General features: G+C 38.5%; 14 protein-coding genes. All 14 read left to right on the top strand.

Going from position 1 to position 12,504, the window contains the following annotated elements; genetic code table 11:
* Positions 1-4 precede the first annotated feature (4 nt).
* Positions 5-1,036, top strand: a complete 1,032-nt coding sequence (locus tag N178_RS13870; protein WP_045292903.1) for an NAD(P)H-dependent glycerol-3-phosphate dehydrogenase — start codon at positions 5-7, stop codon at positions 1,034-1,036.
* A 315-nt stretch (positions 1,037-1,351) separates the two neighbouring features.
* Positions 1,352-1,555: a DUF2768 domain-containing protein gene (locus N178_RS13865; RefSeq protein ID WP_028411511.1), complete on the top strand. Its 204-nt coding sequence runs from the start codon at positions 1,352-1,354 to the stop codon at positions 1,553-1,555.
* 24 nt (positions 1,556-1,579) lie between these two features.
* On the top strand, positions 1,580-2,302 hold the full coding sequence (locus N178_RS13860; RefSeq protein ID WP_045292901.1) for a hypothetical protein: 723 nt from the start codon (positions 1,580-1,582) through the stop codon (positions 2,300-2,302).
* A 229-nt stretch (positions 2,303-2,531) separates the two neighbouring features.
* Complete coding sequence (gene spoIVA, locus N178_RS13855; protein ID WP_013059017.1) at positions 2,532-4,010, top strand: stage IV sporulation protein A; 1,479 nt, start codon at positions 2,532-2,534, stop codon at positions 4,008-4,010.
* A 373-nt stretch (positions 4,011-4,383) separates the two neighbouring features.
* Positions 4,384-4,656, top strand: a complete 273-nt coding sequence (locus N178_RS13850) for an HU family DNA-binding protein (protein ID WP_013059016.1) — start codon at positions 4,384-4,386, stop codon at positions 4,654-4,656.
* A gap of 148 nt (positions 4,657-4,804) precedes the next feature.
* Positions 4,805-5,371 carry a GTP cyclohydrolase I FolE gene (gene folE, locus N178_RS13845; protein ID WP_013059015.1) on the top strand — a complete coding sequence of 189 codons (567 nt, stop codon included), beginning with the start codon at positions 4,805-4,807 and terminating at the stop codon, positions 5,369-5,371.
* Between the two features lie 25 nt (positions 5,372-5,396).
* Positions 5,397-5,627 (top strand): trp RNA-binding attenuation protein MtrB, encoded by a 231-nt coding sequence (mtrB, locus tag N178_RS13840; protein WP_028411509.1) that lies wholly within the window; start codon positions 5,397-5,399, stop codon positions 5,625-5,627.
* Between the two features lie 279 nt (positions 5,628-5,906).
* On the top strand, positions 5,907-6,701 hold the full coding sequence (locus N178_RS13835) for a heptaprenyl diphosphate synthase component 1 (RefSeq protein WP_045292900.1): 795 nt from the start codon (positions 5,907-5,909) through the stop codon (positions 6,699-6,701).
* A gap of 4 nt (positions 6,702-6,705) precedes the next feature.
* A complete protein-coding gene (locus N178_RS13830; protein WP_013059012.1) occupies positions 6,706-7,410 on the top strand; it encodes a demethylmenaquinone methyltransferase in 705 nt (234 codons plus the stop codon).
* Between the two features lie 81 nt (positions 7,411-7,491).
* Positions 7,492-8,457, top strand: coding sequence for a heptaprenyl diphosphate synthase component II (gene hepT / locus N178_RS13825; RefSeq protein ID WP_013084891.1), 966 nt, complete (start codon positions 7,492-7,494; stop codon positions 8,455-8,457).
* A 115-nt stretch (positions 8,458-8,572) separates the two neighbouring features.
* Positions 8,573-9,022 (top strand): nucleoside-diphosphate kinase, encoded by a 450-nt coding sequence (gene ndk, locus N178_RS13820; RefSeq protein ID WP_013059010.1) that lies wholly within the window; start codon positions 8,573-8,575, stop codon positions 9,020-9,022.
* Positions 9,023-9,233: 211 nt separating this feature from the next.
* Complete coding sequence (locus N178_RS13815) at positions 9,234-10,016, top strand: CheR family methyltransferase (RefSeq protein WP_045292899.1); 783 nt, start codon at positions 9,234-9,236, stop codon at positions 10,014-10,016.
* A gap of 134 nt (positions 10,017-10,150) precedes the next feature.
* Complete coding sequence (gene aroC / locus N178_RS13810) at positions 10,151-11,323, top strand: chorismate synthase (RefSeq protein ID WP_045292897.1); 1,173 nt, start codon at positions 10,151-10,153, stop codon at positions 11,321-11,323.
* Positions 11,323-12,405: a 3-dehydroquinate synthase gene (gene aroB, locus N178_RS13805; RefSeq protein WP_045292895.1), complete on the top strand. Its 1,083-nt coding sequence runs from the start codon at positions 11,323-11,325 to the stop codon at positions 12,403-12,405. Before aroC ends, aroB begins: the two co-directional genes overlap by 1 nt.
* Positions 12,406-12,504: the final 99 nt, after the last annotated feature.

The following is a 12,504-nucleotide window of genomic DNA, read 5'->3' as shown; positions in this document are numbered from 1 at the left end:
CGGCGTGGAAAGAATAGCTGTACTAGGAGCAGGGAGTTGGGGAACTGCATTAGCTTTCGTATTGGCAGAAAATGGACACGATGTTCGCATTTGGGGACATAGACAACAAGTCATTGATCAAATCAACGAGACGCATCAGAATGAAAAATATCTGCCTGGTGTAGAGCTTCCTTCTCAGATTAAAGGTTTTACGTCATTAGAAAAGGCAATAGAGGGTGTTGAAACCCTCATTTTAGCTGTTCCAACGAAGGCCATTCGTGAAGTGTTGCAACAGCTAAAATCCCTTACCGATGAACTGTTTACAATTGTTCACGTAAGTAAAGGAATTGAACCGGATTCTCTTTTACGTATATCTCAAATGATTCAACAAGAAATTGATACAAAAGACATCGTTGTCTTATCAGGTCCGAGTCATGCTGAAGAAGTAAGCAGAAGGCAGCCGACAACCGTGACCTCAGCTTCAACAAATATACAAGCAGCAGAAAAAGTGCAGGATTTATTTAATAATCAACAGTACTTCCGTGTTTACACAAATCCTGATGTGATTGGTGTGGAAATTGGTGGAGCGTTAAAAAATATTATTGCTCTTGCTGCTGGTATCACGGATGGACTTGGATATGGTGACAATGCGAAGGCCGCTCTTATGACTCGTGGCTTAGCTGAAATCGCTCGTTTAGGTACGGTGCTTGGCGCCAATCCTCTGACATTCTCAGGTTTAACCGGGATTGGAGACTTGATTGTAACGTGTACAAGCGTTCATTCTCGAAATTGGCGCGCTGGTAATCTTCTTGGAAAAGGCAAAAATTTAGACGAAGTATTAGAAAATATGGGAATGGTTGTAGAAGGTGTACGCACGACGAAAGCAGCTTACCAGCTATCTCAAAAATACGACGTGAAAATGCCGATTGCTGATGCTTTATATAATGTACTGTTTAATGATGTGAAGGCAAAAGATGCAGTAGACGCGCTTATGTCTCGTACTAAAACACATGAAATGGAAGATTTAGCGAATGTTTTAGGAGAAAAATTAAATTAAGTGCAAAGAAATATGAAAAAATAGGCAATTGGTGATACCCAAAATCATTTACTTGCATAAAATAACGTGTAAATAAAGATGAGTAGAACTGTTAGTATGGGAATATTTAGTTATGGTCGAAGCGAAGAGCCCCCTTCGCTTCGATTTTTTTTATGTGAAAAAGCAGGAATTTGTCAATTTAATAGGAAAGTAATTACTATAGAGCGTAAATCAATGGAAGATAAATAAATAGTGAATTTAGAATGTTCTATTAATATCCGTCTTAACTATAAGTCCTTATGTTATAATAACGGTGAAAAAAGGAGTGGATGCAATTTGTCGCCAGGTTTGTTAAAGATGTGGATTTCATTGGGTTCCATTGTATTTATGTTTATTGCGGTATTTTCTATTTACTTTAGTCGTTATAAAATCACGAACCGCGTTGGTAAAATTGTACTCGCTTTCATTGCCTATTCGCTCATGATTGTAGCAGGTCTTATTATGGTAATTGTTGTATTCAGCGGTCCGACAGATGCTTAATGTACATATGGTAGGGTGAGAAAAATGAAAAAATTCATGCTAACGTCTATTGTTGGGTTAACCATTTTTGTATTATCCGGTTGTTTGTACCCGACGGAAAGAATGTCTCAAAATCAAGTTCCTTATAAAGATCAAGTTGCTTCCGTGCAAACGGCCGTTGATCAATTTAAACAAGAAAGCGGAGGCTTATTGCCGATAAAAACGAAAGATATGGACACGCCGATTTATCAAAAATATCCGATTGACTTTACGAAAATTGTTCCTAGATACATGCAAGACGCACCTGGGAATTCGTATGAAAGCGGAGGGATATTTGCGTACGTGCTTGTGGATGCAGAAACAAAGCCTACGGTTAAATTATTAGACTTACGGATGGCGGATACGATTCAAGATGTTAATGTACATTTGAATATATACCGCCAAAACCATAAAGGGTACGTACCGTTTAAAGACGTCATCGCTCCCGGCGTATTCTCTATTAACTATAAGAAATTGAATATGAAAGAACCTCCTGTCGTTACTAGCCCGTATACAGGTAATAGTCTTTCGTTAATTGTTAATGGGCAGGGAGATGTATTTGTAGATTATCGTCCTGATTTGTATGATGCCATTCAAAAGCATAAAAGCTCCTACAAACCGGGTGAAGATATCCGAAAGCTCCTTGTGGAAAACAGTGATTTTGTACCTGCTTACTCTCTTCCTTATACAGTCAACAATAAGAATGAACCAATATTTTTAAAAAAATAAGTCATGAACCCCTTCTCCTTGAATAATATTCAGAGAGAAGGGGTTTTCTCTTTCTTGTACACCAATAATGAAAATCAGAATGACTAAGTCAGCATGTGCATGAAAAAAATCATAAATTTTTCTATCAAAAGTCATATTTTAATAGGACAACGTCATAACTATATAGTGTCCTAATTTACTCTCGCAATGGATGTCATATTCCATGAACTCATAGATCGGAGGGGATCTTTTGGAAAAGGTGGATGTATTTAAAGATATCGCTGAACGTACAGGAGGCGATATATATTTAGGTGTGGTGGGAGCAGTTCGAACAGGAAAATCTACATTTATTAAAAAATTTATGGAGCTGGTGGTCCTGCCTCACATCGAGAACGAGGCAGAAAGAGCTCGCACACAAGATGAACTACCACAAAGTGCAGCTGGAAAAACGATTATGACAACTGAGCCGAAATTCGTACCGAATCAAGCAGTTAATGTTTTGGTAGATGACGGGCTAGAAGTTAACATACGGTTAGTAGATTGTGTAGGATATACAGTGCCAGGCGCTAAAGGGTACGAAGATGAAAATGGACCTCGAATGATCAATACACCTTGGTATGAGGAACCAATTCCATTTCATGAAGCGGCTGAAATTGGAACGAGAAAGGTCATTCAAGAACACTCAACGATTGGTGTCGTCATTACAACAGATGGCTCAATTGGAGATATACCTCGTCAAGATTACGTGGAAGCAGAAGAGCGCGTCATTAATGAGCTAAAAGAAGTAGGCAAACCATTTATCATGGTCATTAATACCGTACAGCCATATCATCCTGATACAGAAAAGCTTCGTGCAAAGCTTAATGAAAAATATGATATCCCAGTATTAGCGATGAGTGTGGAAAGCATGCGCGACACTGATGTGATGAACGTATTAAGAGAAGCGCTATACGAGTTCCCTGTGTTAGAAGTCAACGTTAATCTACCAAGCTGGGTAATGGTTTTAAAAGATAAACATTGGCTGCGTGAAAGCTATCAAGAAGCCGTTAAAGAAACGGTAAAAGATATTAAGAGGCTGAGAGACGTTGAACGGGTAGTAGAGCAATTTAGCCAGTTTGAGTTTATCGATCAGGCTCGATTAGCCGGAATTGAGATGGGGCAGGGAATTGCCGAAATTGACTTATACGCTCCAGATGACTTATATGATCAGATTTTGAAAGAAATCGTGGGAGTAGAAATTCGCGGAAGAGATCATTTGCTGCAGCTAATGCAAGACTTTGTGCATGCAAAAACTGAGTATGATCAAGTCTCTGATGCACTTCGTATGGTTAAACAAACGGGTTATGGTGTAGCTGCACCTTCGCTTTCAGATATGAGCCTTGATGAACCTGAAATTATTCGCCAAGGATCGCGTTTTGGAGTTCGTTTAAAAGCAGTAGCACCTTCTATACACATGATTAAAGTGGATGTAGAATCAGAATTTGCGCCGATTATCGGAACGGAGAAGCAAAGTGAAGAATTAGTTCGTTATTTGATGCAAGACTTTGAAGATGATCCGCTTTCAATTTGGAATTCAGATATATTTGGCCGCTCTCTAAGTTCAATCGTAAGAGAAGGGATTCAAGGAAAGCTGTCGCTGATGCCTGAAAATGCGCGATATAAGTTAAAAGAAACGCTAGAACGGATTATTAACGAAGGATCTGGAGGTTTAATCGCGATTATTTTATAAGAATATAACGTTAGGCTCCTCATAAAGGAGCCTCTTCTTTTTGGATAGATCATACAAAACTTTACATATATTGTGATAGATCGCGTGGTTATCCTATTCCTGCGTTATTTTCTGCTTGCTATGCCTTGTTCAATATGTTAATCTTTTAACAGAAATCGATCGATCATACTGTTTTCACTACATACACACGGCAGATGAATGAAAAACATTGAATTATTTAGTTCAATCGTTTATGATTAGGCTTGTCGATACATAGGTTATGTATAATATCCATTTGTTTTGTTAAAGAATGAGATATAACGAATTACTAGATTCCTTTTCTAACAAGGTTTTTAGTTATTATATGATCCGATTTTGGGAGGAGGTGAATGGCATGAACAAGACAGAATTAATTAATGCTGTTGCAGAAGCAAGTGAGCTTTCAAAAAAGGATGCTACAAAAGCAGTTGATGCTGTTTTCGATACAATTTTAGAAGCTTTAAAAGCTGAGGACAAAGTTCAACTTATCGGTTTTGGTAACTTCGAAGTACGTGAACGTGCTGCTCGTAAAGGACGCAATCCACAAACTGGCGAAGAAATCGAAATTCCTGCTAGCAAAGTTCCTGCATTCAAACCAGGTAAAGCTCTTAAAGATGCTGTAAAATAATATCTACATAAAATGGCTTTATTCATAGCCGTTGATGAAGAGCTTTGAAAGGTCGCACATTTGCGACCTTTCTTTTTTGCCTTTGGTATATACATATGCTAGAATTTTTTTCATAAAGTCGTAATGCAACGAATTGGAGGGCAACAACATGTCATCTGTAAATAAACCACAGATCGAACAAGCTGTGAGACTAATTTTAGAAGCAATTGGCGAAGATCCAAACCGTGAAGGATTATTAGATACACCAAAGCGAGTAGCTAAAATGTATGAGGAAGTCTTTTCCGGGTTGAATGAAGATCCAAAAGAGCATTTTAAAACAGTTTTTGGAGAAGATCATGAAGAGCTAGTGCTTGTAAAAGATATTCCTTTTTACTCTATGTGTGAACACCACTTAGTGCCTTTTTACGGAAAAGCTCATGTTGCGTATATTCCAAAAGGCGGACGAGTGACCGGTTTAAGTAAGCTGGCAAGAGCGGTAGAAGCTGTTGCGAAACGTCCTCAGCTTCAGGAGAGAATTACATCTACAGTGGCGGATTCTATTGTAGAAACATTAGAGCCTCACGGGGTAATGGTAGTAGTGGAAGCAGAGCACATGTGTATGACCATGCGAGGCATTAAAAAGCCTGGGGCTATGACAATCACTTCTGCTGTGCGTGGAGTGTTAGAACACGATGCAAGTTCTAGAGCTGAAGTTTTATCATTGATTAAATCATAATGTGGATGATGAAGGAGAAGAGAATATGACACAAAAAGGAACGCCAGAGTATATTGTCATTAAAGCGGTCGAAGATGGAGTTAACGTAATTGGCTTAACGCGAGGAGCAGATACGCGATTTCATCATTCAGAAAAACTAGATAAAGGCGAAGTGATGATTGCGCAGTTTACTGAGCATACATCAGCAATTAAAATTCGTGGCAAAGCCGTCGTTCAGACTGTTCACGGAGAAATTGAATCCGATACGAAAAAATAAGCAGGGATTTTCCTGCTTTTATTTATATTTAAAATAGATGAATAAGAACAGGAAAAACATGGTGAAACTAAAAGCAATATCTTAAATTACTATCTAAGAAATCAAGATGGTATGTAGATGAACGGTGTTCAAGCGGATGAGCAGCTAAAGGATTTAAACCGTGAAAAAGCTTCAAAAGAATTTAAAGGATATTTTATAATGTAATTATGTTATAATTGACACTATCGATTTGGAGTTAAAAGAACTTTAAACAAATAGTTGATGGAAAGGGAGACAAGGATGATGAGCGTAAAAACCATCTATGATATTGTGGCCAACATGAAAGAACAGCTTCATGTTGAATTAAGTCATCCATATGTAAAAAAATATATTCATCATCCGCGTATTGATGAAAATAGATTACTGTACATGTGTTCGTTCTTAGATACTCTTTCAATGGAAGAAGAAAAAAAGAACAGCTCTGTGCTATCTGTGATGCTCGTTCAAACCGCACTTGATACCCACGATCTAGTCTCCACTCAAAATGTTAGCGGAAATGAAGGGAAGCTGCATGAGCGGCAGCTGGTAGTTTTGGCCGGAGATTATTACAGCGGCCTGTACTATTACTATTTAGCTCAAAGCAGCCAGCTGAATTTAATGAAAGTTATAGCATCTGCTATTAAAGAAATTAATATCGCTAAGATACACATTTATAACAATCGCTCTACTAATCCACACGACGTTATGAATAGTTTTTTAGCAGCAGAATCATCGTTTGTAAGATGCTTATGTGACTATTTTGAACGTGAAGAGTGGAAAGAACTTTTAAAACATGCAGCGTATTTGAACGGGATATTAAAGCAATTAAAGTCATTACAGCATAAAGAGCCTACTCTCTTGCTAAACTATTGCAAACAAATTGGCATGAATCAAGAACAAATAAAAGAATACCTTTATTCGTATACTCAACAGTCTGTAAATATTGTTAGAGGATACTTCCGAAGTGAATTTGCAATGAATGAGTCTTTAAGAGAGCACTTAGATGAACTTACATCTAGCTTAGAAGTGTTGAAAAATGTCGTAGGAGAAGGATAGAGATATGCAGCAATCAAAAGAACAGCGTGTCCATGGCGTATTTGAAAAAATATACAAAAATTATGATCAAATGAATTCTGTTATTAGTTTTCAGCGTCATAAGGCATGGCGCAAAGATACGATGAAGCGAATGAATGTTCAAAAAGGAACAAAAGCTTTAGATGTTTGTTGCGGAACTGCGGATTGGACGCTAGCTATGGCTGAAGCAGTTGGAGAAACAGGAGAGGCAGTTGGCCTGGATTTTAGTCAAAATATGCTAAAGATTGGTGAAGAGAAAGTAAAAAACTCACCTTTTTCAAATATTACCTTACTACATGGCAATGCAATGGAACTTCCTTTTGAAGATAATTCATTTGACTATGTAACAATTGGATTCGGACTGCGCAACGTGCCTGATTACCTTCAAGTTTTAAAGGAAATGCAGCGCGTCGTGAAACCTGGCGGAAAAGTGGTTTGCCTTGAAACGTCTCAGCCAACGATGATTGGCTACCGACAAATGTACTTGCTTTATTTTAAGTATATTATGCCTGCGCTTGGAAAGATGGTCGCTAAAAGTTATGATGAATATTCATGGCTTCAAGAGTCAGCTAGGGACTTTCCAGGTCAAAAGCAATTGGCTGATATGTTCCGTGAAGCCGGTTTGACAGATGTTGAAGTGAAATCTTACACAGGTGGAGTAGCAGCGATGCATCTAGGGTACAAACGATAAAAGAGAAAAAGCTTGTCCTACAGGTGCAACAGCCTGTAGGATAAGGAGTAAAGAATGAATATATAATGCAAGGTGAGTCCAATGAAACTAAAAATGATGTACGCTTTTTTGAATACGGATATTACCCTTATTGAGAAAGAACTTGAACAAACTGTTCATACCGATGAAACACTTATCACAGATGCTTCTCTTCACCTTTTACAAGCAGGGGGGAAACGAATTCGCCCTGTATTTGTTTTGTTGGCAGCTAAATTTGGGCATTACAACATCGACCAAATCAAACATGTGGCAGTAGCGCTTGAGCTGATTCATATGGCGTCTCTTGTTCATGATGATGTTATTGATGACGCTGATAAGCGACGCGGAAAACCAACAATTAAGGCAAAATGGGACAATCGTATTGCTATGTATACTGGGGATTACATCTTTGCTCGTGCACTTGAAGTTATGAGTGAGGTTAAAGATGTGGAAGCACATAAAATTTTATCTAATACGATGGTGGAGTTAACGCTCGGTGAAATTGAACAGATTAAGGACAAATACAACCTAAACCAAAACTTACGCGTGTATCTGCGTAGAATTAAACGTAAAACGGCACTGCTAATTGCTGCAAGCTGTCAGTTAGGCGCAATTGCAGCGGGAGCTCCTGAAGATATACATAAACGTTTATTTTGGTTTGGATATTACGTGGGAATGTCATTTCAAATTACCGATGACATTTTAGATTTTATCTCATCAGAAGAACAGCTTGGGAAACCAGTTGGCAGCGACTTATTGCAAGGAAATATTACGCTGCCAGTTTTGTATGCCATTGAAAATGCTGAGTTTCGAGATAAAGTAGAACAGCTTTTCGAGAGGGAATATGAGCAAGAGCTGATCAATGAAATTATTTCTGATATTAAATCTTCTAACGCCATTGAACGTTCATTTGAGATGAGCGATCGTTATCTGCAAAAAGCGATGAGCATTTTAGAAGAACTGCCGCCAAACAAGGCGAAAAAAACGCTGCATCAAATTGCGAAGTACATTGGAAAACGGAAATTTTGATTTATTTACTTTCATAAGTTGTAAACTGCTCGAAACAATGTTAATATCTTCATGAGGTGTGATTGCGCTTTCAAAACTTGTTTACATATCATGAACTTCAGGGGTGGAGAGTAAAATGATACAAAAAACGTTTTTAATGGTCAAACCAGACGGGGTACAAAGAAGCATTATTGGTGAGGTTATTTCTCGCTTTGAGAAAAAAGGTTTTCAATTAGTTGGAGCTAAGCTTATGCATATTTCGCAGGAATTAGCTGAAACACACTACGGTGAACATAAAGAGAAACCTTTCTTCGGTGAGTTAGTGAAATTTATCACATCAGGTCCAGTTTTTGCTATGGTGTGGGAAGGTGAAAACGTGATTTCAGTATCACGTCAAATGGTGGGGAAAACTAACCCTCAAGAAGCGCTTCCTGGAACTATTCGAGGTGATTATGGACTGATTGTCGATAAGAATATTATTCACGGCTCAGATTCACCAGAAAGTGCGGAGCGTGAAATCAGCTTATTCTTTGAAAGTGAAGAGCTGACTTTCTATAAAAAAGACGCAGACGCTTGGATTTACTAATCTAGATAGCGCAAAGAGACGAATGAATTTTCATTCGTCTTTTTTGTTGTGTTTATAAATAGGCTTCTAGGCTATTAAGTGCAAAGATTTCCTTACATAAACATTTTCATAATGTATTCCGATATATTAATAAGAAGATAAGCGTATATAAAGGTTTTATTTCTTTATACGTCTAACATAAATGTATAGGAATGAGAAAGGAGAGTCAAAAATGATAGATGAATACGACGCGTTTGTGGAGAAAATAAAAACAAAAACAGGCATTGATTTGTCACTATATAAGCAGTCTCAAATGCACCGCCGCCTCACCTCGCTGTATGAAAAAAAAGGATTTACTAGTTTTTTTGAATATTATCGAGCAATGAACAGTAACAACGAACTGCTTGAGGAGTTTTTAGATCGGATGACGATTAACGTGTCAGAGTTTTATCGCAATTATCAGCGGTGGGATATATTGGAGCAAAAAATTTTACCGACTCTTGTAAAAGGAAAAACAGATCTGAAAGTGTGGAGCGCTGCCTGTTCAACAGGGGAAGAGCCATATACACTAGCGATGGTTTTATCAACATTTTTTCCGCTTTCGCGTATTTCTATATTGGCGACCGATTTGGATGAAAAAGTGATAGAAAAAGCAAAAGTAGGCTTTTATGATGAACGTTCACTTCAGGAAATGCCTGTTTCGATGAAAAATAAGTACTTTCAACAAAGAGGAACCGGGTACTTATTAGATGAAAAAATCAAAAAAACAGTTGTTTTTCAAAAACATAACTTACTGTCAGACTCTTTTCCTAAAAACGTTGACTTGATTGTTTGTCGAAATGTGCTTATTTATTTTACAGATGAAGCAAAGCATACTTTATATGAAAAATTTAGCAGAGCTTTAGCACCTGGCGGCATCTTATTTGTAGGAAGCACAGAGCAGGTTTTTACTCCGCAAAAGTATGGATTTGAAACGGCTGATACGTTTTTTTACAGAAAAGTAAAGACCATTTAATTGAGATAACTTGAAGCGATTTCTTACAAGCGGAGGTGAAACTTTTTATATATTCTTATGTTATAGTATGGTATAGTCATATTTAAAAATGGAAAAATTCTGACGAATAATACATATTAAGCGGAGGTACGATTATGCGATATTTAACAGCAGGAGAATCACACGGTCCACAGTTGACTACTATTTTAGAAGGTGTTCCGGCAGGGCTTCCTTTAACAGCCGAAGACATCAATACAGATTTAGCGCGAAGACAAAAAGGTCATGGTCGCGGAAGACGTATGCAAATTGAAAAAGATCAAGCGGAAATTTTAAGCGGTGTCCGCCACGGCTATACGCTAGGATCTCCTATTACGTTAGCGGTAGAAAATAACGACTGGAAACACTGGACAAAAATTATGGGCATCGAGCCAATTTCTGAAGAAGAATCAGAAGAAGTAAAGCGTAAAATCTCAAGACCAAGACCAGGGCATGCCGATTTAAACGGCGCTATTAAATATGGTCATCGCGATATGAGAAATGTATTAGAACGTTCTTCAGCTCGTGAAACAACTGTAAGGGTAGCAGCAGGTGCTGTGGCTCGTCAAATCCTTGCTCAGTTCGGGATTTCTGTAGCTGGACATGTATTAGAAATTGGCGGCGTACAGGCAAATCCGCCTCAATACAAAAGTTTAGAGCAACTTCAAGAAGTCACTGAAGCTTCTCCAGTAAGATGTTTTGACTCAGCTGTTGAGAAAGACATGATGCAAGCAATCGATGATGCTAAGAAAAACGGCGATTCTATCGGAGGCGTAGTAGAAGTTATTATTGAAGGCGTGCCAGCAGGAGTAGGCAGCTATGTCCATTACGATCGTAAATTAGATGCGAAGATTGCTGCAGCCGTTATGAGCATTAATGCATTTAAAGGCGTTGAGTTTGGGATTGGATTTGAAGCGGCTCGCAGACCAGGAAGCGAAGTTCATGACGAAATTCTATGGGATGAACAGAATGGATATACCCGTAAAACAAACAACTTAGGCGGCTTTGAAGGCGGCATGACAACAGGTATGCCAATTGTAGTACGCGGTGTAATGAAACCTATTCCAACGCTTTACAAGCCGTTAAAAAGTGTTGATATTGAAACAAAAGAAGCCTTCGAGGCAAGCATCGAACGTTCAGACAGCTGCGCTGTGCCGGCAGCAAGCGTTGTCGCAGAAGCCGTTGTAGCTTGGGAATTGGCTGATGCGCTAATCGAACAGTTTGGACAAGACCGAATTGATTTAATTGCTGAAAATATTGAGAAAATGCGTGCACATGCGAGGGAGTTTTAATGTTGCAAATTGATATTCAAACTTTATCCAAAACATATCCTCTTTATTTAGGAAATGGATTAATTAAAAAGCTGCCTTCTATTATTGAGAGTGTAAAACCTAATCTGTCGTCCGTGTTAATCATCACTGATTCAGCTGTAGATGCATATTATGGAGAAGCGGTTGTAAAAGCGATTGAGACGCAGTTTAAAGTGGCTAAATACGTAGTGCCAAGCGGTGAACATGCAAAGTCATTTCAACATTACTACGATTGTCAGACATTTGCACTCGAGCAGCAGCTTGACCGCAATGCGCTCGTTATTGCTTTCGGCGGAGGGGTAGTTGGCGATTTAGCTGGATTTGTAGCCGCTACATACATGAGAGGGGTTTCGTTTATTCAAGTGCCAACGACGCTTCTTGCTCACGATAGTGCTGTAGGTGGTAAAGTAGCCATTAATCATGAGCTTGGAAAAAATATGATTGGCGCTTTTTATCAGCCTGAAGCGGTTGTTTATGACATTGATCTTCTTAAAACGCTTCCTGAAAGAGAGTGGCGTTCCGGTTTTGCAGAAGTGATTAAACACGCTTTTATTCACGATGAAGCATTTTATGAATGGCTTCAGCAAAATATACAATCGCTGACTGATTTACAAGATGAAAAATTAATTTATGCTATCCAAAGCGGTATTTTAGTCAAAGCATCTGTTGTAAAAGAAGATGAGACAGAAGCTGGCGTTCGCGCTCACCTGAACTTTGGACATACGTTAGGTCATGCTATCGAAGCAGAGTGCGGCTATGGACAAATCAGTCACGGAGAAGGCGTAGCCATTGGGATGCTGTTTGCTATGAAAGTCAGCAATACGCTTGGGAAAAGTGAGTTCCCTGTAGCTGAAATTGCGAAATGGTTTGAAAAATTTGGCTATGAGACGTCTGTTCCAAACCACCTTTCAGCTGAAAAGCTGCTCGTGAGAATGAAAGCAGACAAGAAGTCCAAATCAAGCAATGTTCATATGGTACTGCTTGAAGGCATAGGAAAACCTTTTGTTCAACAAGTAGAAGATGAAGTAATTCTTAAGCTGCTGAATGAAGAGCTTCAAGCGTAGTTTCTTCAAAAGCCAAGTAGATAGTAGTTGACAAATGAATTTGAAACGTACTACAATTGGTAACAAGTTAGTTTAGAGATTTTAGTTATGAGAAAACAA

This window comes from Priestia aryabhattai B8W22 (assembly GCF_000956595.1).
GTDB lineage: Bacteria > Bacillota > Bacilli > Bacillales > Bacillaceae_H > Priestia > Priestia aryabhattai.
This window is presented reverse-complemented; position numbering and strand designations above follow the sequence as displayed.

Bases quoted from the DNA above. Each gene is read 5' to 3' on its own strand.
- N178_RS13860 (WP_045292901.1), top strand. From the start codon at position 1,580: ATGAAAAAATTCATGCTAACGTCTATTGTTGGGTTAACCATTTTTGTA.
- N178_RS13850 (WP_013059016.1), top strand. From the start codon at position 4,384: ATGAACAAGACAGAATTAATTAATGCTGTTGCAGAAGCAAGTGAGCTT.
- folE (WP_013059015.1), top strand. From the start codon at position 4,805: ATGTCATCTGTAAATAAACCACAGATCGAACAAGCTGTGAGACTAATT.
- mtrB (WP_028411509.1), top strand. From the start codon at position 5,397: ATGACACAAAAAGGAACGCCAGAGTATATTGTCATTAAAGCGGTCGAA.
- N178_RS13835 (WP_045292900.1), top strand. From the start codon at position 5,907: ATGATGAGCGTAAAAACCATCTATGATATTGTGGCCAACATGAAAGAA.
- N178_RS13830 (WP_013059012.1), top strand. From the start codon at position 6,706: ATGCAGCAATCAAAAGAACAGCGTGTCCATGGCGTATTTGAAAAAATA.
- hepT (WP_013084891.1), top strand. From the start codon at position 7,492: ATGAAACTAAAAATGATGTACGCTTTTTTGAATACGGATATTACCCTT.
- ndk (WP_013059010.1), top strand. From the start codon at position 8,573: ATGATACAAAAAACGTTTTTAATGGTCAAACCAGACGGGGTACAAAGA.
- N178_RS13815 (WP_045292899.1), top strand. From the start codon at position 9,234: ATGATAGATGAATACGACGCGTTTGTGGAGAAAATAAAAACAAAAACA.
- aroC (WP_045292897.1), top strand. From the start codon at position 10,151: ATGCGATATTTAACAGCAGGAGAATCACACGGTCCACAGTTGACTACT.
- aroB (WP_045292895.1), top strand. From the start codon at position 11,323: ATGTTGCAAATTGATATTCAAACTTTATCCAAAACATATCCTCTTTAT.